Genomic DNA, 19211 nt, shown 5'->3' with positions numbered 1-19211 from the left:
AATAGATTTTGTTGGGTATTTAAATGAAAATGGAAAACCTTGTGAGAAAAAACGCTAGAAAATGTTTTTTAAATTTTTATAAATAGCTAAAATAAAAATAGATAAGGAGGAAAAATGAGAACACTGTTACTGCTAAGGGGAACAGTTGGAAGTGGAAAAAGTACCTTTATTAAGAAAAATAGTTTGGAGCCATACACTCTTGAAGCTGATAAGTTTAGACTTTTAATTTCAAATCCTAAATTGACAAAATTTGGAGATTTTGAGATTTCGCAGAAAAATGACAGGCTGGCTTGGGAAATGCTTTTTAACTGTCTGGAAGAAAGAATGAAAAAGGGAGAATTTACAGTTGTTGATGCGACACATACTACAAAAAAAGCGATGAATTCCTACAAGGCTCTTGCAGACAAGTATAAATATACAATTTATTATTATCAGATTGATACCCCACTTGAAGAGTGTATTGAAAATAATAAAAAGAGAGAAAACTATAAGCAGGTTGCTGAAAATGTTATAAGCAGAATGTTTAGGAATATTCAAAATGAAAAACTTTCAGGAAGTTTTAAAAGAATTTTTGACATAAATGAAATTATAAATTTTTATGTTGATGATGTAACGGAAAAATATGATAAAGTTCGGATAATTGGGGATATTCATTCATGCTTTACAGCGATTTCTGAAATTGTGAAGAATTTTGACAAAAATACCTTGTATGTATTTTTAGGAGATTTTTTGGACAGAGGAATTGAGCATAAACAGACACTTTTGTTAATGCTGGATTTATATAAAAAGGAAAATGTTATAATGATTGAAGGAAATCATGAAATTCATCTGGAAAATTTTGCCAATGATTTTAAAATTAACTCAAAGGAATTTTTAAATGTAACTTTGCCAGCAATTTTGGAAAATGAAAAAAATATAGATAGTTTTAAAAGGGAAATTAGAAAATTTTATAAAAAATTAAGACAATGTTATGCCTTTAAATTTCACAATCATAAAATTCTTTGTACACATGCAGGGCTGTCTTTTGTACCTAATTTAGCACTTGTATCGACTAACGAAATGATAAACGGTGTTGGAAGCTTTGAAACCGAAATTGGAGAACTTTATGAGGAAAATTATTTGAAGGGAAAATGTCAGAATTTTGTGCAGGTTCATGGGCATAGAGGTGTAAATTCGACTGAACATTCAATTTGTCTGGAAGGGGAAGTTGAGTATGGAGGGGAACTGAAATATTTGGATGTAATGCCAGATAAAATTTTGCAAAAATCAGTTATAAACCCTGTTTACGATAGAGATTATTTGCAACACGAACTGGAAAAGGCAAAAGAAAACAAGCAGATAAATTTGACAGCCGATGAAGATGTGAATAAATTGATTGTAAGTAAACTAATCAGCGTTAAAAATACAAAACCGAACTTATATTCATTAAATTTTGGAAGAAACGTGTTTCGGAAAAAGTTGTGGAATGATTCGACAATTAAGGCACGTGGACTTTTTGTGGATGCGGAAACAGGAAAAGTGAAAATAAGAAGCTATAATAAATTTTTTAATTACGGAGAAAATAAATATTCTACTAGAGAATATCTTGAAAACAACATAGTTTATCCAGTTACAGCTTACGAAAAATACAATGGATTCTTAGGAATACTTTCAGTTATTGATGAAAAATTTGTATTTGCAACCAAAAGTGTAACAAATGGAACACATGTCAAATATTTTGAAACTCTTTTTGAAAAAGCAAGTAAAAAGATGAAAGATGAGATTTTCAGAATTTGCAGTGAAAATGATGTTTCCATAGTATTTGAAGTGGTTTCAAACGAAGATAGGCACATAGTTGATTATTTTGGAAGAGAACATCTTTTTATTTTAGATGTTATTGATAATAGCTTGTTTATAAATGGTGTGCATGTGGATAATAATTTTAGTGAAAGATTTTTAAAAGAGCTGAATTTTGATGATGATGTTGTTAAAATGAAAAAGGAAATCAAAAAATGCAATAACTTTGACGAAATAATTGACTTGATGGAAAATTATGATAATTTTGAAAATGCTGAAGGTATTGTATTTTGTGCTCAAAATGGACTTATGTTTAAATACAAGGCAAAGCACTATAGTCTTTGGAAAAAACGGCGTGGAATTCTGGAATTTTATAGAAAAGATTTCAATAGAGCAAAACTTGCTGGAAGATATAAGGACGAACAGGAGTTTATTGAATGGCTTATTGAACTTGATAATGATAAAGTTGAAAATGCTCATATTATTGACTTAATGAATGAATATGAGAGTAAGAAAAAATAATTAATAATAAAATATGGGCTTGATCTAGGAGAATGTCTTAGTGTAGCCCATAATTTTTATTATATTTTATTTCTTAGGAGTTTGTTGTTTAAAAATTATTGAAATTTAAACTATCTTTTTGCAATTGCACTAAAGGTGAATTTTTCAGGATGATGAATTATGGTTTCGTATTGAAATAGTGTGCCATTTGAAAGATAGGCATGAGTTTCAATAACCACAACCATATTTATATCCTCTAACTTAAAATATTTCTGTTCTTCAGAAGTAATTTTTCTAAAACTAATATCTCTACGTGAATAAGCTATTTTTAGGTTAAGTTCTTTTTCCAGATATTCATATATTGATTTTTTTGCTATTTCTTCATTTAGAAAAGGTACAATTTTTCTATCAAAAAAACTCGTAGAATAATTTAAAACTTCTCCATTTAAAGAATTGGTACGGACAACTTTATAAAAATCAGCACTTTCAGGTACTTGAAATTCTTCCATTAGTTTTTTTATGTTGTGAGATAATACATATGTGACAAGAATATACAAAAAAAGAAAGGTTTCTGATATAATGTAAGCCAACCAAAACCACATTAAGGAGAAACCTTTCATATGAGTAGTATATCAGAAATATACCGTGTTCGTCAACGGGCAATTGAGTATGCAATAAAACATAATAATAATTCAAAGGCAGCAGTGAAATATAAAACATCACGTCAGCAGATAAAACGTTGGAGAGACAGATACGACGGCACAGTCCAGTCTCTTCTGCCAAAAAGCAGAAGACCTGAAAGCCACCCAAACCAGCACACGCAGGAAGAAATAGAACTGGTTATGAAAAAATACAGGAAATTTGGCTATGAAGGGCTGGCAGAAGTTTATGTCAAAGCGAGAAAGGAAGGCTACAGCCGTACATACGATTCAATGTGCAGGATAATAAGGAAAATGAAGGGCAATGCCAAAGAAAACATTAAAAAGCCGCATAAAAGAAAAAAGAAGGCTGAACAGGCGAAGTACCCTGGGGAAAGAGTACAGATAGACATAAAATATGTTCCGGAAGAATGCATACAGTTTGGCACACGTGACCAGAAGTATTATCAAATAACGGCATTAGATGAATATACAAGAAAAAGAGTGTTAAGGATAGCAGATGAAAAAAGCACCTATCAGACCGCAAAGTTTCTAGAGAACTTGGAAAGGGAGCTGGGATTTGACATAAAGAAAGTTCAGACAGACAATGGGAAAGAGTTCACAAATTCTGAAAGTGATAAGAAAACGCTGTTTGAGGTGAAACTGGAGGAGAAGGGGATAGAGTACGTGACAACCCGTCCATATTCGCCATGGGAGAATGGAAAAGTGGAAAGAAGCCACAGGCTTGACAGCAAGTACTATGGGGACAAGAAATTTAAAAGCAAGGAAGAACTGTTAAGGGCAATAAGGAAATACAATACAAGATACAACAACATATCAAGAAAAGTACTGGGCTTTAAGAGTCCAAATGAAGTATTAAAAGAGTACAAGGAAAATCAGTAGGTTAAAGATACATTAGGAAAGAAATATTTTTTTTAATATATTTTTGTAACAAATGTTTGACATCTATACATTGAAATTCTTCCATTAGTTTTTTTACTCCTTGAACAATGTATAAACTGATTAAATCAGTTTCAAGATGAATATTTTGAAGCTTGTTAATTTCTTGTACAGTCTGAATGGAAGTCAAAGAAATATTTTCTAGATTTTTTTTCTCAAGTATAATAGATTTTTTACCTTTTATTTTTTGAATATAGCCTTCTGCTTCTAGCATGGAGAGAGCTTTTCTTACAGTCAGCTTGGAAAAATTATAATCTAGTGCCAAATCGTCTTCTTTTTTTAGAAAATCTCCAGGCTTTAGTTTATCATTTTTAATTTTATCTTTTATATCGTGATATACTTTTTCGTATTTATTCATTCATTTATATAAACCTTTCTTATAAATTTTAAGTTCGATTTTAAGTATTATTACTATGATTATACAATAAATAATAATAAATATCAACAAAAAAAGGTTTATATAATTCTTTTGAAAAATTAAAAAGATTTATATAAAAGTATTGACATTTTAAAAAATTGTGATATAATAAATAATAAAAATAGGAAATAAAATTAATAAAAATAGAAATGGAGATGATTATTTATGAAGAAATTTTCAATTGTAGTAGCTGGTGGAGGGAGTACATTTACTCCAGGAATTGTGTTGATGTTACTTGAAAATTTAGATAAATTTCCGATTAGACAAATAAAATTTTATGATAACGATGCAGAAAGACAAGAAGTTATAGCAAAAGCTTGTGACATTATTATAAAGGAAAAAGCACCTGATATTAACTTTGTTTACACAACAGACCCTGAAACAGCATTTACAGACGTTGACTTTGTTATGGCACATATAAGAGTTGGAAAATATGCAATGCGTGAAAAAGATGAAAAAATACCTTTAAGACACGGAGTATTAGGGCAAGAAACTTGCGGACCTGGAGGAATTTCTTATGGAATGCGTTCAATTGGTGGAGTTATCGAGTTAGTTGATTATATGGAAAAATATTCGCCAAATGCATGGATGTTAAACTATTCAAACCCTGCAGCAATCGTAGCAGAAGCAACTAGAAGATTACGTCCAAACTCTAAAATATTAAATATTTGTGACATGCCAATTGGAATTGAAATAAGAATGGCTGAAATGCTTGGGCTTAAATCAAGAAAAGATATGGTAATTAGATACTTTGGATTAAATCACTTTGGATGGTGGACAGACATTAGAGATAAAGAAGGAAATGACTTAATGCCTGCGTTAAAGGAAAAAGTTGCAAAAGTTGGATATAATGTACCAATTGAAGGCGAAAACACAGAAGCAAGCTGGAATGACACATTTACAAAAGCAAAAGATGTATTTGCAATCGATCCAACAACATTGCCAAACACATACTTAAAATACTATTTCTTCCCTGACTATGTGGTAGAACATTCAAATCCTAACCATACAAGAGCAAATGAAGTAATGGAAGGAAGAGAAAAATTTGTATTCGGAGAATGTAGAGCAATCGCTGAAAAAGGAACAGCAAAAGATAGCAAACTTCACGTTGACGATCATGCTTCATATATAGTTGACCTGGCAAGAGCAATCGCTTATGATACAAAAGAAAGAATGTTATTAATAGTAGAAAATGACGGAGCAATTTCAAACTTTGATCCAACTGCAATGGTTGAAGTGCCTTGTATAGTAGGTTCAAATGGACCAGAAAAAATTGTCCAAGGTAAAATCCCTCAATTCCAAAAAGGATTAATGGAACAACAAGTATCAGTTGAAAAATTGGTAGTAGAAGCATGGATTGAAGGTTCATACCAAAAATTATGGCAAGCAATCACATTGTCAAGAACAGTACCAAGTGCATCTGTTGCAAAAGCAATATTAGATGACTTAATTGAAGCAAATAAAGACTTCTGGCCAGTGTTGAAATAGATTACATCTTAATAATTTTAAAATGAAAATAAATTTTTAGTGCTTGAAATGTTAATTAGTTTATGATATAATTACTTTAAGAAAATAAAAACCAACTGTTTCATTTGGAAATAAAAAATTTGCAGAAGAAAAGGCTCTATTCTTTATTGAATGGGGTCTTTTTTTATGATATAATTACCGAGTTAGTTCTGCAAAATTAACAAACAAATGGGACAGTTGAGAGGTGGTAAAAATGAATTGGGATTTTACTATTTTGATAACTATAGTCATTTTGTTTTTGATTATTAGTAAAAAATAGTTAAAATTCATCATCGGCATCACCTTAATGCCTGTTAATCTGTATATTTAGATTGGCAGGTTTAAAAAAATGACTTTATTAAATATGAAGGAGAAAATATGGATACAAAAAAATTAGATAAAAAATGGTGGAAGAAAGAAATTGGATATCAAATATATCCAAGAAGTTTTTATGACAGTAACAATGATGGAATTGGAGATTTAAATGGAATTACTGAAAAATTGGACTATCTAAAAGAACTGGGGATAACTCTTATTTGGATTTGTCCTGTGTATAAGTCGCCAATGGATGACAATGGATACGATATTTCTGATTATTATGATATAAATCCTGAATTTGGAACAAAGGAAGATTTAGAAAGATTAATTGTAGAGGCGGAAAAAAGAGGAATAAAGATAATTTTAGATTTAGTAATTAATCATACTTCAGATGAGCATGAGTGGTTTTTGGAAGCGTTGAAAAATCCTGAAAGCAAGTATAGAAATTATTATATTTTTAAAAGAGGAAAAAATGGACTGCCACCAACAAACTGGAGAAGCCATTTTGGAGGTTCTGCTTGGGAAAAGGTTGAAGGGGAAACTGATGAAAATGGGAATGAAATGTATTATTTACATTTATTTTCAAAGAAACAGCCTGATTTAAATTGGGAAAATCCTGAAGTAAGGGAAGAACTTTATAAAATGGTGAATTACTGGCTGGAAAAGGGAATTGCAGGTTTTAGGGTAGATGCTATAAATTCAATAAAAAAAGATAAGGATTATCTGGATTTACCTGTTGATGGTGCAGATGGGCTTGCACATAATATAAAGTACACTTTGAATCAGTCGGGAATTGAGGAATTCTTAACAGAACTGGCAGAAAAAACATTTAAGAAGTATAATTGTATGACTGTAGCTGAAACACCTTTGCTGGAATATGAAAGATATAATGATTTTATTGGTGAAAACGGATTTTTTTCAATGATTTTTGATTTCAGCTATTCTGATTTGGATATGGCGAAAGAAGGTTTTTACTATTCAGTGCAGGATGTGAAAGTGAAAGAATTAAGAAACAAAATTTTTGAGAGTCAGCTAACACAGCAGAAATATGGATGGGGAGCACCATTTTTGGAAAATCATGACTTACCTAGAAGTTTGAATAAATTTTTAGGGAAAAAAGCAAATGAAATAAATGCAAAATTACTTGCTACATTGTTTTTCTTTTTACGTGGGACACCATTTATTTATCAGGGACAGGAAATAGGAATGGACAATTTTGAGAGAACTGACATAGCACAGTTTGATGATATTGCCAGTAAAGATCAGTATCAACGAGCATTGGGAGAAGGATTTTCGCCTGAAGAAGCACTATATTTTGTAAACAAAAGAAGCCGTGACAATTCAAGAACACCTTTCCAATGGAATAGCACTAAAAATGCAGGATTTTCAAAAGATGAGAATATAAAAGCATGGATAGAATTGACTGGAAGTCACGAAAAAGTAAATGCCGAATCTCAAATAAATAATGAAGATTCAATTTTTGCCCATTATAAAAAAATGATTGAACTACGGCAAAATGGAAAATATTCAGATTGTCTGACTTTTGGAGAATTTATTCCAGTAGACTTAGAAAATGATAAAATAATTGCGTATATAAGAAAATATGAAAATCAGAAAGTTCTTTGTATTAATAATTTTTCTGAGAAAAAACAGGAAGTGGAATTAAATGAAATCGCTAAAAGTATTAGTGAAGAAGAAATCAAATTGGGCGATGTTCTGATTAATAATTATGAAAATGCTGAAAATAATGGAAAGGTATTAGTTTTAGAAGGATACCAAAGCTTGTTAGTAGAAATTTAACAATAAAATTTAATGTAAGATTTTTTAAAAAATAGAATTAAAAATAATTAATATTGTTTGATTACTTGCAGAGAAATGAAAATAAAAACTGTCTTTTATTCTTAAAATAGAAATATTGGACAGTTTTTATTATTTTCGATTTATAATTAATTTAATTAATTAAAATTTTGTTTAATATTATAATTTTTAGTTTTATAGAATTACATGGTATTTTGGTCATATAGGATAGTAAAACTTTTTTTAAATCAAACTCAAAAGCTATGACTGTTTTACTCAAATCTTAAATTTGTGTAATTTTTAGTAATTCCATTTTAAATGGATCGAGTATAATATTAAATTTCATTTTCTAGTTTCATTTTTTCAATAATATTGCTTGGAAGATATATTTCAATAATGGATTTCTTGCTAGAATAATATTTTACAAAAATTCTGATATATTTATTTGAAAATTCAAAAGAGTCCTTATCGTTAAAATAGCTTATGGAATCAATGTTTCTTAATTTAAAGTTATGCATAAGTTCTTCAATTTTTGGATAATGTCTTTTAATTTTGTTAAGTTTTCTTGTAAGAGTGTAAAATAGTACTATCGGAGATTTAACGGATTTTGATACATTCACAAAAAGTTTTAGATTGTTTGAAGCTAGATTAAGCATAAGAGATTTTTTTAAATTTTTTTCAAAATCTTCAGAAAAAGAATTTTTTACATAATCTATATTATCATAGACATATTTATATCCTCTCTTTGTTACGTATAGAACGAGTAAATGATAAATTTCTTCAGGATTAGAAATTTTTTCCTTAATAAGTTCCAGCATTTTATAAATTTTATTATCATAAGGCTTGTAAGACTGTCTTGATTTATTAATAAAAAAATTTATTGAAATAATTTTATTTGTTGCTTTTTTACTTTCTTTTATCTTTTCATATTCAACTAAAAAATCTGTAAAAGTGTTTATATCTGATATAGCTTTTTTCAAAATATGTTTTTCAAAATCAAAAAATCTTTCATATTTGTTATCCGTGTTTAAATACATTTTTACTAATGAAACAGGTAAAGTAACTTCGTTTTTATTTTTTAAATTTTTGATAATATTATTATAAAAATTGAATGAGAAGGAATCATTCATAAAAATAAATTTTTCAATATCAAGAAGAGAGAAAAAATTTTTTTTGAGAGAAAAACAACTTTTAAATTCTTCAGTAAAAAATATCTGGCAATAGTCAGAATGCAAAATAAAGGATGAAATAATTCCAAAAGAACCTGAAAATTGAGCATCTGTAGAAAAAAGTATGTATTTTTCTGATAGAGTTTTAAAAAATGTTGTGAGATTGTCAATTGAATCAAATTCAAGTGTAGAAAGAATTTCTTCAAATCTGATTTCAGCTTTTTTTAAAAATAAAGAATCTGAAATAATTCTAAAAAATAGTAATTTGAGAAATATTTTTTCATTTTTTGTTATTTTTTTTGAAAATTCAAGTTTGATATTGGTTTGAAGATTTGTAAATTCTTCTGAAAAATAGATATTCATTTTATTCTCCTTAACAACGAAAAAAAAATTATATTTTTCGTCTAATTTTTATAATTAATTTTATTATTTATAAATTATATTTATTTAAACGAAAAACATAAATAAATTTTCGCTTTTTTATAATTATACTTTAAATAAAGGAAAAAATCAACTAAGATAAAAATAAATAATATAAAAAATATTAAATTAATAATTAAAATTTTTTTTGACAAAATGAAAAATGTGGGGTATAACGATAGTGAAAAATAAAAATATTTAAAGATAAAATTAAAATTGGAGGAAGAACAAATGGGAAAGAGGTTATTAAGCTGTTTTACTAGTGATTTTAATAAAATGTCAGGCCAAGACTTGAAGAATGCTATTAAGGCAAGTGAAGGAAGAACAGTATTATCAGAAAATGTTGCAGGAAGAAGAAGTGTTACAGGTGATGTTACAAATAGTGAACTGGCAAGAGCTTTTGGAGCAGACCTTATACTGCTGAATGGAATTGACGTATATAATCCGGTTATAGATGCTCTTCCTGAGTCAGATGAGCCGATAAAGCTTGTAAAAAAACTTACAGGAAGACCTGTAGGACTTAATCTGGAACCTGTGGATTTGAAAGCTGACATGATGGAAGAAATAGAGATTATTCCTGAAGGAAGAATATGTTCAGAAGCTACATTAAAAAAGATAGAAGAAATGGGATTTGATTTTGTGTGCCTGACAGGTAATCCTGGAACAGGAGTTACAAACAGTCAGATTGCTGAAGGAATAAAACTGGCTAAAAAGTATTTTTCAGGAATGGTAATAGCAGGTAAAATGCACTCTGAGGGAGTTGACGAACCTGTTGCAAATTTAGATGTTGTAAAAGAATTTATTGAAAGCGGTGTAGATGTCATCATGCTTCCAGCTGTGGGAACAGTACCTGGATTTACTCAGGGTGAAATGGAAAAAGCTGTAAAATATATCAAAGAAAATGGAGCACTTTCAATGTCTGCAATAGGAACAAGTCAGGAAAGCTCTACAAGAGAAACAATAAGACAAATAGCAATAATGAATAAAATTGCAGGAGTGGATATTCAGCATATTGGAGATGCAGGATATTCAGGAGTTGCAAATTATGAAAATATAATGGAACTCTCAATAGCAATAAGAGGTGCAAGACATACTATAAGAATGATTGCTGCTTCAAATGATAGATAAATAAAAATATAATAAATAAAAATATATAGCAATTCTAGTTTAAAGCAAGAGTAGGAGGTTAGGTTGTATCTATAGCCAATCCATTGTTTTTTACATATCTTTACTCCAATTTTTAAGTGGATTGACTATATATAGCAGAGGAGGATTTTATGAAAAGAATATATTTGTTTTGTAGTGCGGGAATGTCTACAAGTCTAGTTGCTAGAAGGATGCAGGAAGTTGCTGATAAACACAGTCTTCCCGTTGAAGTGAAAGCTTTTCCTGACAATAAGATAGATATTATTGTTGAGGAATTTCATCCTGATATAATTTTGTTGGGACCACAAGTAAAGTTTAAACTTGAAGAGACAGCTTCAAAATATGAACCAAAAGGTATCCCAGTAGCAGTAATTGATCTTGAAGATTATGGAAAAGTTGACGGGGAACGTATATTAAAAAGAGCAATAAAAATACTAAAAGAAAAGGCGGTAAAATAACATGTTTGATAAATTAGAGAAGGTTTTAGGACCTTTAGCTTCTAAATTGAGCAGTAATAAAGTTTTAGCAGCAATTCGTGATGGATTTCTTGTGGGAACACCGTTAATTATAGCAGCTTCAATATTTTTAGTTATTGGTAATTTCCCTATTGAAGGATATGAAAAATTTGTTGCACAGTTTTTAGGTGAAGGATGGGACGGATATCTTAATGCTGTTATCCGTTCAACATTTGGAGTAATAGCACTTCTTGGTGTTATTGGTATTGGATATTATTATGCGAAAGCAAAGGGAGTGGAAGGGATTTCAGGAGCAGCTGTATCATTAGTAGCCTTTCTTATCATAAGTCCTCAATCTCATGATTTGTTTGTAAATGCAGAAGGAAACGCTTTTAGAGGATTTGCACTTAGAAATTTAGGAACAGAAGGTTTATTCCTTGCAATGATTACAGCATTACTTGCTGTAACTGTATTTGCTGCAGTTAAAAATAAAGGATGGACAATAAAACTTCCTGAAGGAGTGCCGCCTGCAGTAATGAATTCATTTGCAGCATTAATACCAAGTATGTTTGTAATGCTTCTGTTCTTTGTGTTAAGACTTTTCTTCTATTTCTTTACAAAAGATCAGTATGCACATGATTTTATTTATAAAGTTCTGCAAGGTCCTCTTGAAGGTTTAGGAAAGAATTTCTTCTTTGAACCGATTTATCAGTTCTTATCAACATTATTCTGGTTCTTTGGTATTAATGGTCCTGCTGTTACAAATACAGTTTTCTCCCCATTACACCTGGCTATGACAACAGGAAATCAGGAAGCATTTGCGGCTCATATGCCATTACCTCATATATTTACAGGTTCATTCTCTGATTTCTTCTGTAACTTCGGTGGAGGAGGAAGTACACTATCTCTAGTGTTACTGATGATCTTTAAAGGTAAGTCAGAACGTATGAAAAAATTAGGAAAATTATCTATAGTACCTGGAATTTTTGGAATAAACGAAATGGTTATTTTTGGACTTCCAGTTGTATTAAACCCAATTATTGCGATTCCATTTTTATTAACACCGCTTGTTAATACAATTTTAGGTACACTTGCAACAGTATTACATATTATTCCTCGTACTACAGGAACATTATTACCTTGGACAACGCCTTTATTCTTTTCAGGATGGCTTTCTACAGGAAGTATAGTTGCAGGACTTTTCCAGATAGTACAGGTAGCAATAGGATGTATGATTTACTATCCATTCTTTAAAATATTGGATACTCAATATCTAAAAGATGAGACAAAACCTATAGAACAAAATGAAAAAGATGATTTGGAAGATATTTCACTTGATGATATCTCTTTCTAATATATAATTTATAGAATAAGGCTGTTTCAAAATTAATTATAAATTTTAATTTTGGGGCAGTTTTGTTCGTTATGGAAGGAAATTTAAGATAAAGAATATTATTGTCGATAAAAACATTAGAACAATATAAGTAAAATTTTTTAGCAGTAAAGGAGACAGACAATGAGAATAGTTTTATTTTTTGATCAGATTCAATCTGGAACAGGCGGGAAAGAAGGAGCTAATGTGGAACTTGCCCTTGAAAAGGGTGGAATGGGTTCATACATGATGTTTTCAGAATATATAAAAAATATAGGTGGAACAGTGCTTGCAACAACATACTGCAGCGACAGCTATTTTAAGGAAAATCAGGAACTTGTCCTTGAAAAAATGACAGGTCTTCTGAATAAGGTAAAAGCTGATATTCTTTTGTGTGGACCATGTTTCAACTATTACAACTATGCAGAAATGTCCTCTATTTTAGCAGAACACGTAAAGAAGGAAACAGACTGTAAACCTGTAGTTGTATGTTCAGAAGAAAATAAGGAAATAATAGATAAATATAAAAATAATCTGGTAATGATAAAAATGCCAAAAAAAGGTGGAGTAGGATTACGTGAATCACTTCAGAATATGGCAAAAGTAATAAAAAAAGTTTATGATGGAGCAGATTTATCTGAAGTAAATGATTACATATATAAATAAAAGAAATGGAGTAGGTATGAGATTAGAGGAATTATGTCAATTAAAGGGAGTTTCAGGGGATGAAAAGGAAGTACATGATTTTTTGTACAATGAATATAAAAAAAGAAATCTTTCAATAATAAAAGATAGACTAGGGTCCATTTTTGGTCTTAAAAAAGGAAATGATTCATCATATAAAATAATGATAAGTTCCAACATGGATGAAAGTGGAGGAATGATTTCAGACATCAGAGAAGATGGATTTATGGAATTTTTAACAATAGGACTTTATGAAAAGAATCTGTTTGAACAGAGAACAGTAAAAGTACTTAACAGAAGACATGAAGAATATATAGGATTTATAGTAAAAAATGAAAATGAACTTTTACTTGATACAGGATATGGAAGCAAAGAGGAAGTTTTAAAAGCAGGAATTCAGATTGGAGATATTTTTTTACTTGATGTCCCAACTTTATGCCTTCCGGAAGGAGAAATACTTTCTAAAAATCTTTCTAACAGGGCAGGACTTGAGGTTGGCCTTACTATTCTGGATAAACTGGAAGAAGGGAACGAAAATCTTCCATTTGATGTAGCAGTAGGCGGAATATCCCATTCGGTAACAGGTCAGCGTGGTGCAATAACGGCAACGACTGCTGTAAAACCTGATATAGCTATTGTTATTGATACAGCATATGTAAAAGAACCCAAAGAAAATGCCATATATATTCGTAGTTTTGATAAGTCAATGCTTCCAAATCAAATGTTAAAACAGGAATTTTATGAAGCTGCACAGAAAAAAGGATATATTCCTAAAGGGCATGTTCAGCTGGAAGCAACAGACGGCTCATTTATCCATAAGTCATTGGAGGGAACTCCGACAGTTGTACTTGTACTGCCTTTAAAACATAAACAGGCTCTTTTAAATTCGTTAAAAGTAAAGCACATAAATAATCTTAGTGATGTAATTATAGAGTTTATTAAGAGACTGACTGCTGAAAAAATAGAAAAATTCGGATTTAAAGGGTGAGAAAAATGAATTTTGATATAAAATGGGAAGTTTTGAAGGAGCTGACAGAAACTTATGCAATTTCAGGATTTGAAGAAGATATTGTCAATATATTGAAAAAGCATATAAATTTTCCATGTTCTCAGGATGGCCTTGGTTCCTGCCTTTTTACAAAGGAAGGAGATGGAATTTCCATAATGATAGCAACTCATATGGATGAAGTAGGATTTGTCGTAAAGGAAATAGATGAGCAGGGGTACCTGTATTTTCAGAATGTAGGAAATATGTGGTCGCATGTTCTGCTCAATCAGAAAGTGGCAGTTATAAATGAAAAAAAGAATATTTATTATGGTGTTATTGGTGGACCTGCAGTCCATTCAATAAAGGAAAAGGAAAGAGAAAAGGTATTGCCAATTGATAAACTGTATATTGATATGGGAGTCAGCAGTAAAAAACGGATTGAAGAACTGGGAATAAGAGTAGGAGATATGATATGTCCGTATGGAGAAATGATAGAGCTGAATGAAGAAGGATACCTTGCAGGAAAAGCCTTTGACAATCGTGTGAGTGTAGCGACAGGAATATGGCTTATGAATATACTGAAAAAGGAAAATATAGGTAATAAGGTTACTCTCGCGGCAACAGTACAGGAGGAAGTGGGACTTAGGGGTGCAAGAACAACAGCACATAAAGTATTTCCTGACCTGGCAATAGCTGTGGATACTACTTTGGCAGGGGATACTCCCTTGAATAAAAACAATATAAAGCTTGGAAAAGGAGTAGCTATTAATGTTATTGATTCAATGACCATAATGAACAGGGGACTGCTTATTTATATTGAAAATCTATGCAGAAAGAATAACATTCCTTATCAGCTGAGCTGTTTTACAGATGGTGGGACTGATGCAGGAAATATTCACAAGTCAGGAACTGGAATACCTGCAACAACTTTATCCATACCTATGAGATACATGCATACTCATCTTGGAGTTGTACATAAGGATGATATTATTGCGACATTGAAACTGCTGAAACTGATAGTAGAAGATCTGACTCCTGAAAAGTATGACAGAATACTGAAGGAAAACTATAATTACAGTGAATAAGATGAAAAAACTTGAGGAGGTAAGAAGATGTGGGGAATAATTGCAACATGGTGCATGGCACATGATGGTGTCAAAGAAGCCTCAGAAATACTGAAAAATGATGGAAAAGCGGGAGAAGCAATAGAAACAGCAATAAAAAATGTTGAAGATTTTCCTTTTTATAAATCTGTTGGTTACGGCGGACTCCCAAATGAAGAAATGGAAGTCGAACTGGATGCAGCATACATGGATGGAAGCAACTTTGATTTTGGTGCAGTATGTGCCATTAAAGATTTTGCCAATCCTATATCTGTCGCCAAAGATTTAAGTAATTTAAATGAAAATAGCATGCTAGTAAGTGAAGGCGCAGAAAAATATGCACATAAAAGAGGTTTTGAAAGAAAAAATATGCTTACAGAAAGGGCAAAAATACATTATAGAAACAGATTGAAGGATATGACACATATAAAAGAAATAGAGATAAAACCTTATTCAGGGCATGATACAGTTGGTATGGTGTGCCTTGATAAGGAAGAAAATATAGTTGCAGGAACTTCTACAAGCGGACTTTTCATGAAAAAGAAAGGAAGAGTGGGAGATTCCCCTGTAATCGGTTCAGGACTTTATGCGGACAGTGAAATTGGAGGAGCAAGTGCAACAGGTCTTGGAGAAGATATAATGAAGGGGATAATTTCATATGAGATAGTAAAACTTATGGAAAGTGGACTCTCTCCTCAGAAAGCATGTGAAAAGGCTGTATTCACTTTTGAAAAAAAATTGATAAGAAAAAGAGGAAAAGCAGGAGATATTTCTGTAATTGCCATGAATAACAAAGGAGAATGGGGAGTAGCTACAAATATTGAAAATTTTTCCTTTGTTGCAGGAAATGAAAGGACTCCTGTAAAAGTATACAGGACAAAAAGAAAAGGCAATGAAATGATACACGAAGAAGCGACTGAAGAATGGCTACAGGAGTATATCAATGAAAGAACTAAACCTCTTATAGAAAAGTAAGGCAGGTAGAAAATGGATAAAAATACGGATGATAATAAAAAATATGATAAAAATAGGAATATTTCCGATGAGGAAATAATATTGAAAATAAAAGAAGAAGTGAAAAAAATACAGCCTGAATTAATAGAGAAAATACGTGAATTAGTTTCAATTTACAGTATTCAGACGGAACCTGAAGAAAATGCTCCATTTGGAAAAGGGCCTGCTGAGGCACTGGATAAAGCTCTGGAAATATCAGAAAAACTGGGATTTAATACAGCGAATATAGATAATAAAATAGGTTATGCAGAATATGTACCGGAAGAAATAAGGGATTATGAGGAATATATAGGGATTTTTGGACATGTAGATGTTGTTCCTCTTGGTGAAGGGTGGAAGTATCCTCCATTAGGTGGAAAAATAGAAAATAATCGCATATATGGAAGAGGTGTTCTAGATAATAAAGGTCCCATTCTGTCAAATCTTTTTGCACTCCATATTCTGAAAAAATTAGGAATAAAATTTGATGTTCCTGTAAGAATAGTTTTCGGAACAAATGAAGAAACAGGATTTGCATGTGTAAAACATTATCTAACAAAGGAAAAAGCCCCTATTTTTGGCTGGACTCCTGACTGTAAATGGCCAGTTGTGTACGGAGAAAGGGGAAGGCTTAAGGTAAGAATATATTCTGAAATGAAAGATTTAGAGAAATTATATGAATTTGTAAATGGATATATTTTATCAGCACCCAGTAACGGTGTGAAATTAAAAATAAATTTTAAAGATGATGATTTTGGAGAAATGATATTAAGAGGATACAGATTTGGAATTTCTGAAAACAGACATTTTTTTGAATTTGTAATGAGTTATCCTGCAATATGCAAAAAAGAGCAGCTTATGGATTTAATCAGAAGTAATTTGACGGAAGGAACGGAGCTGGAGGAAATTTCCAACTGGAATCCAGTTTTATATGATAAAAGTTCTGAATATGTGCAGACTTTACAGAAGGTATATAATTATGTTACAGGCTTTAATGCGGAACCTGTCACAACGACAGGAGGAACTTATGCAAAGATAATTCCTAATATTATTGCATATGGTCCAAGTTTTCCAGGTCAGAAGGATATAGCACATTTACCTGATGAGTGGCTTGATCTGTCAGATTTAAAGAAAATAACAGAGATTTATGCACTTTCATTATATGAAATAAGTAAGTTGAAAAATATGAAATAGAATAGAAAAAAACTGTCTTTTATTCTTAAAACAAGAATATTAGACAGTTTTTATTATTTTCAATTCTCAATTAACTCAATAAATTTAGAAATAATTCTAAATATAAATTTTATCCCTTTTATCTATTTGAACAATTAAAATGACTAATTCATCCTTTTCAATTTTTGCAATAATCCTATAATTTTCAACTCTATATCTCCAAAATCCTTCTTATACTAACCCCTATTTAAAAATCGTAATTAAAATTTTATAATAATTAGTTTGATAGTCTTGTTAAAAAAGTCAAATTCTAATTTTTAAGTATCCATCTTAAAGACTTTTGTAATTTTATTTATAAATATTATGATTAATAAATGCTTTTTCTTATTTCATTTATATGTTTTTTTAACGTAAGGGCATCAGACGCCATGCCCTTACAACCCCGCTTTACGCAAAACTTTCTTATAAAGAAAAAATAAAACTCGCTTCGTAAAAACTACGCTCAGACAGTTATTTTTCCTTTAACGAAATTTTACTTATTTAATTGTTTTTCAGCTTTTTGTCTGATGATAACTTTATATTTCATTTTCCAATACCATTTTTTTTACTAAATCTTCAAATGAAATTGCTTTTTCCTTATTTAACTTATATTCTTTATAAGCTTCAACAGCCAATTTGCAGTCCTCTTCATCTTCGATTTTTTCAAGAATTAAATCTAATATTACTTGGTTTAAATTGATATTGTTTTCCTTAACATAGTTGTTTATTTTGTCTTCTATGTCTGGATGAGCATTTATAGAAACGGTTATTATAAAGGTCACACCCTTTCTTATTATTTTTGTTAATAAAATTTTGACATAAGAAATAATAAAAAGCAATGAAAATATTATTTCTTCTATTTTACTCTATTTATTTGGTTTCTTTGGATACAAATAATTTTATTCTATTTGGAGTGTCAATAGTTACTGTATTTTCTTTTATATTTGGGAAAGTTTTTTCAAATTTTTCTTTAACTAATGATAGATGTATTTCTTCAACACCTGTAGAATTATCATTTTTAGGAATCTTTCTTTTTCCGTTCCATTGATTCATACCAAATTGATGATGATATTTACCTGTCGATAAAAAATATGCTTTTGGTAATTTCGATACTGTTTCAAGTCCTAATGCCTTTATATAAAAGTCTTTATCATTTTCAAGATTAAATGTTTCAAGATGAACATGTCCAATTTTAGTATTTTCAGGGATTTCAAAATCAGGAAGATTGTCCGAAATTCTCAATAAATCCTCTAAATCTATAGTTTCTGTCCCCATTATAACCTGTCCATTTTCCCATTTCCAAGTATTAGAATCTCTATCTGCATAAACTTCAATACCGTTTCCTTCAGGATCTGTCAAATAAACGGCTTCACTTACATTGTGATCCCCTACTCCATCTAATTTGATTAGCTCTTTTGCACAGTTTCTTAAAAAATTTCCTAAATCTTTTCTCTCAGGCAGCAAATAAGCAATATGAAATACATTTGTTTCGTTATCGTTTTTCAATACTTCATTTCCAAAAGAAATCATTTTTATAAGAGGAACTGTCTTAGTTCCCAATATAATTTCTCTTTTTCCGTTTTCTTTTTTATCATTTAAAACTTTCATTTTTAGTAATTTTAAATAATAATCTCTCATTTTTTCGATATTTTTTACTCTTAAAGTTATAAAATTAAAATTTAATCCATAATTTTTATTATTCATTAATATTCCTTCTTTCAAAATTTCAAAATTCAAACATACTATAATTAATTT

At 30.3% G+C, this 19211-nt stretch carries 17 protein-coding genes and 1 pseudogene; 12 read left to right on the top strand and 6 right to left on the bottom strand.

The window, feature by feature from the left end; translation table 11 throughout:
* Positions 1-114 precede the first annotated feature (114 nt).
* Positions 115-2298 carry an RNA ligase gene (locus tag ACZ5B9_RS08270; RefSeq protein ID WP_464422174.1) on the top strand — a complete coding sequence of 728 codons (2184 nt, stop codon included), beginning with the start codon at positions 115-117 and terminating at the stop codon, positions 2296-2298.
* A 110-nt stretch (positions 2299-2408) separates the two neighbouring features.
* On the opposite strand, the pseudogene ACZ5B9_RS08265 reads toward ACZ5B9_RS08270, so the two are convergent.
* Positions 2409-2795 (bottom strand): annotated as a pseudogene (locus tag ACZ5B9_RS08265) (GntR family transcriptional regulator); the annotation flags it as partial.
* A 102-nt stretch (positions 2796-2897) separates the two neighbouring features.
* Here ACZ5B9_RS08265 and ACZ5B9_RS08260 point away from each other — a divergent pair.
* The gene (locus ACZ5B9_RS08260; RefSeq protein ID WP_464422173.1) at positions 2898-3818 is read left to right on the top strand and encodes a DDE-type integrase/transposase/recombinase; all 921 of its coding nucleotides are present in this window, start codon (positions 2898-2900) and stop codon (positions 3816-3818) included.
* A 1-nt stretch (position 3819) separates the two neighbouring features.
* Here the strand turns inward: ACZ5B9_RS08260 and ACZ5B9_RS08255 are convergent, their stop codons facing one another.
* Positions 3820-4233, bottom strand: a complete 414-nt coding sequence (locus ACZ5B9_RS08255; protein ID WP_464422172.1) for a GntR family transcriptional regulator — start codon at positions 4231-4233, stop codon at positions 3820-3822.
* A gap of 225 nt (positions 4234-4458) precedes the next feature.
* Here ACZ5B9_RS08255 and ACZ5B9_RS08250 point away from each other — a divergent pair, with 225 nt between their 5' ends.
* Both ACZ5B9_RS08250 and ACZ5B9_RS08245 read left to right on the top strand, forming a co-directional pair.
* Complete coding sequence (locus ACZ5B9_RS08250) at positions 4459-5781, top strand: 6-phospho-alpha-glucosidase (RefSeq protein ID WP_464422171.1); 1323 nt, start codon at positions 4459-4461, stop codon at positions 5779-5781.
* A gap of 396 nt (positions 5782-6177) precedes the next feature.
* Positions 6178-7917 (top strand): glycoside hydrolase family 13 protein, encoded by a 1740-nt coding sequence (locus tag ACZ5B9_RS08245; RefSeq protein ID WP_464422170.1) that lies wholly within the window; start codon positions 6178-6180, stop codon positions 7915-7917.
* Positions 7918-8249: 332 nt separating this feature from the next.
* On the opposite strand, the gene ACZ5B9_RS08240 is transcribed toward ACZ5B9_RS08245, so the two are convergent.
* Positions 8250-9446, bottom strand: coding sequence for a replication initiation protein (locus tag ACZ5B9_RS08240; RefSeq protein WP_464422169.1), 1197 nt, complete (start codon positions 9444-9446; stop codon positions 8250-8252).
* A gap of 288 nt (positions 9447-9734) precedes the next feature.
* On the opposite strand from ACZ5B9_RS08240, the gene ACZ5B9_RS08235 reads away from it, so the two are divergent.
* From ACZ5B9_RS08235 to ACZ5B9_RS08200, 8 genes are all read left to right on the top strand, one after another.
* Positions 9735-10631, top strand: a complete 897-nt coding sequence (locus ACZ5B9_RS08235) for a DUF7916 family protein (RefSeq protein ID WP_464422168.1) — start codon at positions 9735-9737, stop codon at positions 10629-10631.
* Positions 10632-10780: 149 nt separating this feature from the next.
* Entirely contained in the window at positions 10781-11107 is a 327-nt protein-coding gene (locus ACZ5B9_RS08230) for a PTS sugar transporter subunit IIB (RefSeq protein ID WP_021769953.1), read from the top strand.
* A 1-nt stretch (position 11108) separates the two neighbouring features.
* Entirely contained in the window at positions 11109-12458 is a 1350-nt protein-coding gene (locus tag ACZ5B9_RS08225) for a PTS sugar transporter subunit IIC (protein ID WP_464422167.1), read from the top strand.
* Positions 12459-12620: 162 nt separating this feature from the next.
* Complete coding sequence (locus ACZ5B9_RS08220) at positions 12621-13142, top strand: GrdB-related putative oxidoreductase (RefSeq protein WP_464422166.1); 522 nt, start codon at positions 12621-12623, stop codon at positions 13140-13142.
* Positions 13143-13158: 16 nt separating this feature from the next.
* A complete protein-coding gene (locus tag ACZ5B9_RS08215) occupies positions 13159-14148 on the top strand; it encodes a hypothetical protein (RefSeq protein ID WP_464422165.1) in 990 nt (329 codons plus the stop codon).
* 5 nt (positions 14149-14153) lie between these two features.
* Positions 14154-15233 (top strand): M42 family metallopeptidase, encoded by a 1080-nt coding sequence (locus ACZ5B9_RS08210; protein WP_464422164.1) that lies wholly within the window; start codon positions 14154-14156, stop codon positions 15231-15233.
* Between the two features lie 27 nt (positions 15234-15260).
* A complete protein-coding gene (locus tag ACZ5B9_RS08205; RefSeq protein ID WP_464422163.1) occupies positions 15261-16226 on the top strand; it encodes a N(4)-(beta-N-acetylglucosaminyl)-L-asparaginase in 966 nt (321 codons plus the stop codon).
* Between the two features lie 12 nt (positions 16227-16238).
* Positions 16239-17438 (top strand): Sapep family Mn(2+)-dependent dipeptidase, encoded by a 1200-nt coding sequence (locus ACZ5B9_RS08200; RefSeq protein WP_464422162.1) that lies wholly within the window; start codon positions 16239-16241, stop codon positions 17436-17438.
* A gap of 96 nt (positions 17439-17534) precedes the next feature.
* On the opposite strand, the gene ACZ5B9_RS08195 is transcribed toward ACZ5B9_RS08200, so the two are convergent.
* From ACZ5B9_RS08195 to ACZ5B9_RS08185, 3 genes are all read right to left on the bottom strand, one after another.
* On the bottom strand, positions 17535-17600 hold the full coding sequence (locus ACZ5B9_RS08195) for a hypothetical protein (protein ID WP_232053287.1): 66 nt from the start codon (positions 17598-17600) through the stop codon (positions 17535-17537).
* A 392-nt stretch (positions 17601-17992) separates the two neighbouring features.
* Positions 17993-18295, bottom strand: coding sequence for a DUF6290 family protein (locus tag ACZ5B9_RS08190; protein WP_464422161.1), 303 nt, complete (start codon positions 18293-18295; stop codon positions 17993-17995).
* Between the two features lie 31 nt (positions 18296-18326).
* Complete coding sequence (locus tag ACZ5B9_RS08185; protein ID WP_464422160.1) at positions 18327-19160, bottom strand: VOC family protein; 834 nt, start codon at positions 19158-19160, stop codon at positions 18327-18329.
* Between the last annotated feature and the right edge of the window lie 51 nt (positions 19161-19211).

The sequence above is a fragment of the Leptotrichia sp. SK-5 genome, assembly GCF_055387215.1.
Note: the sequence above shows the minus strand (reverse complement) of the source record. Positions and strands in the feature narration are given on the sequence as shown.

Coding starts and splice junctions, on each gene's coding strand:
- ACZ5B9_RS08270 (WP_464422174.1), top strand. CDS start 115: ATGAGAACACTGTTACTGCTAAGGGGAACAGTTGGAAGTGGAAAAAGT.
- ACZ5B9_RS08260 (WP_464422173.1), top strand. CDS start 2,898: ATGAGTAGTATATCAGAAATATACCGTGTTCGTCAACGGGCAATTGAG.
- ACZ5B9_RS08255 (WP_464422172.1), bottom strand. CDS start 4,233: ATGAATAAATACGAAAAAGTATATCACGATATAAAAGATAAAATTAAA.
- ACZ5B9_RS08250 (WP_464422171.1), top strand. CDS start 4,459: ATGAAGAAATTTTCAATTGTAGTAGCTGGTGGAGGGAGTACATTTACT.
- ACZ5B9_RS08245 (WP_464422170.1), top strand. CDS start 6,178: ATGGATACAAAAAAATTAGATAAAAAATGGTGGAAGAAAGAAATTGGA.
- ACZ5B9_RS08240 (WP_464422169.1), bottom strand. CDS start 9,446: ATGAATATCTATTTTTCAGAAGAATTTACAAATCTTCAAACCAATATC.
- ACZ5B9_RS08235 (WP_464422168.1), top strand. CDS start 9,735: ATGGGAAAGAGGTTATTAAGCTGTTTTACTAGTGATTTTAATAAAATG.
- ACZ5B9_RS08230 (WP_021769953.1), top strand. CDS start 10,781: ATGAAAAGAATATATTTGTTTTGTAGTGCGGGAATGTCTACAAGTCTA.
- ACZ5B9_RS08225 (WP_464422167.1), top strand. CDS start 11,109: ATGTTTGATAAATTAGAGAAGGTTTTAGGACCTTTAGCTTCTAAATTG.
- ACZ5B9_RS08220 (WP_464422166.1), top strand. CDS start 12,621: ATGAGAATAGTTTTATTTTTTGATCAGATTCAATCTGGAACAGGCGGG.
- ACZ5B9_RS08215 (WP_464422165.1), top strand. CDS start 13,159: ATGAGATTAGAGGAATTATGTCAATTAAAGGGAGTTTCAGGGGATGAA.
- ACZ5B9_RS08210 (WP_464422164.1), top strand. CDS start 14,154: ATGAATTTTGATATAAAATGGGAAGTTTTGAAGGAGCTGACAGAAACT.
- ACZ5B9_RS08205 (WP_464422163.1), top strand. CDS start 15,261: ATGTGGGGAATAATTGCAACATGGTGCATGGCACATGATGGTGTCAAA.
- ACZ5B9_RS08200 (WP_464422162.1), top strand. CDS start 16,239: ATGGATAAAAATACGGATGATAATAAAAAATATGATAAAAATAGGAAT.
- ACZ5B9_RS08185 (WP_464422160.1), bottom strand. CDS start 19,160: ATGAATAATAAAAATTATGGATTAAATTTTAATTTTATAACTTTAAGA.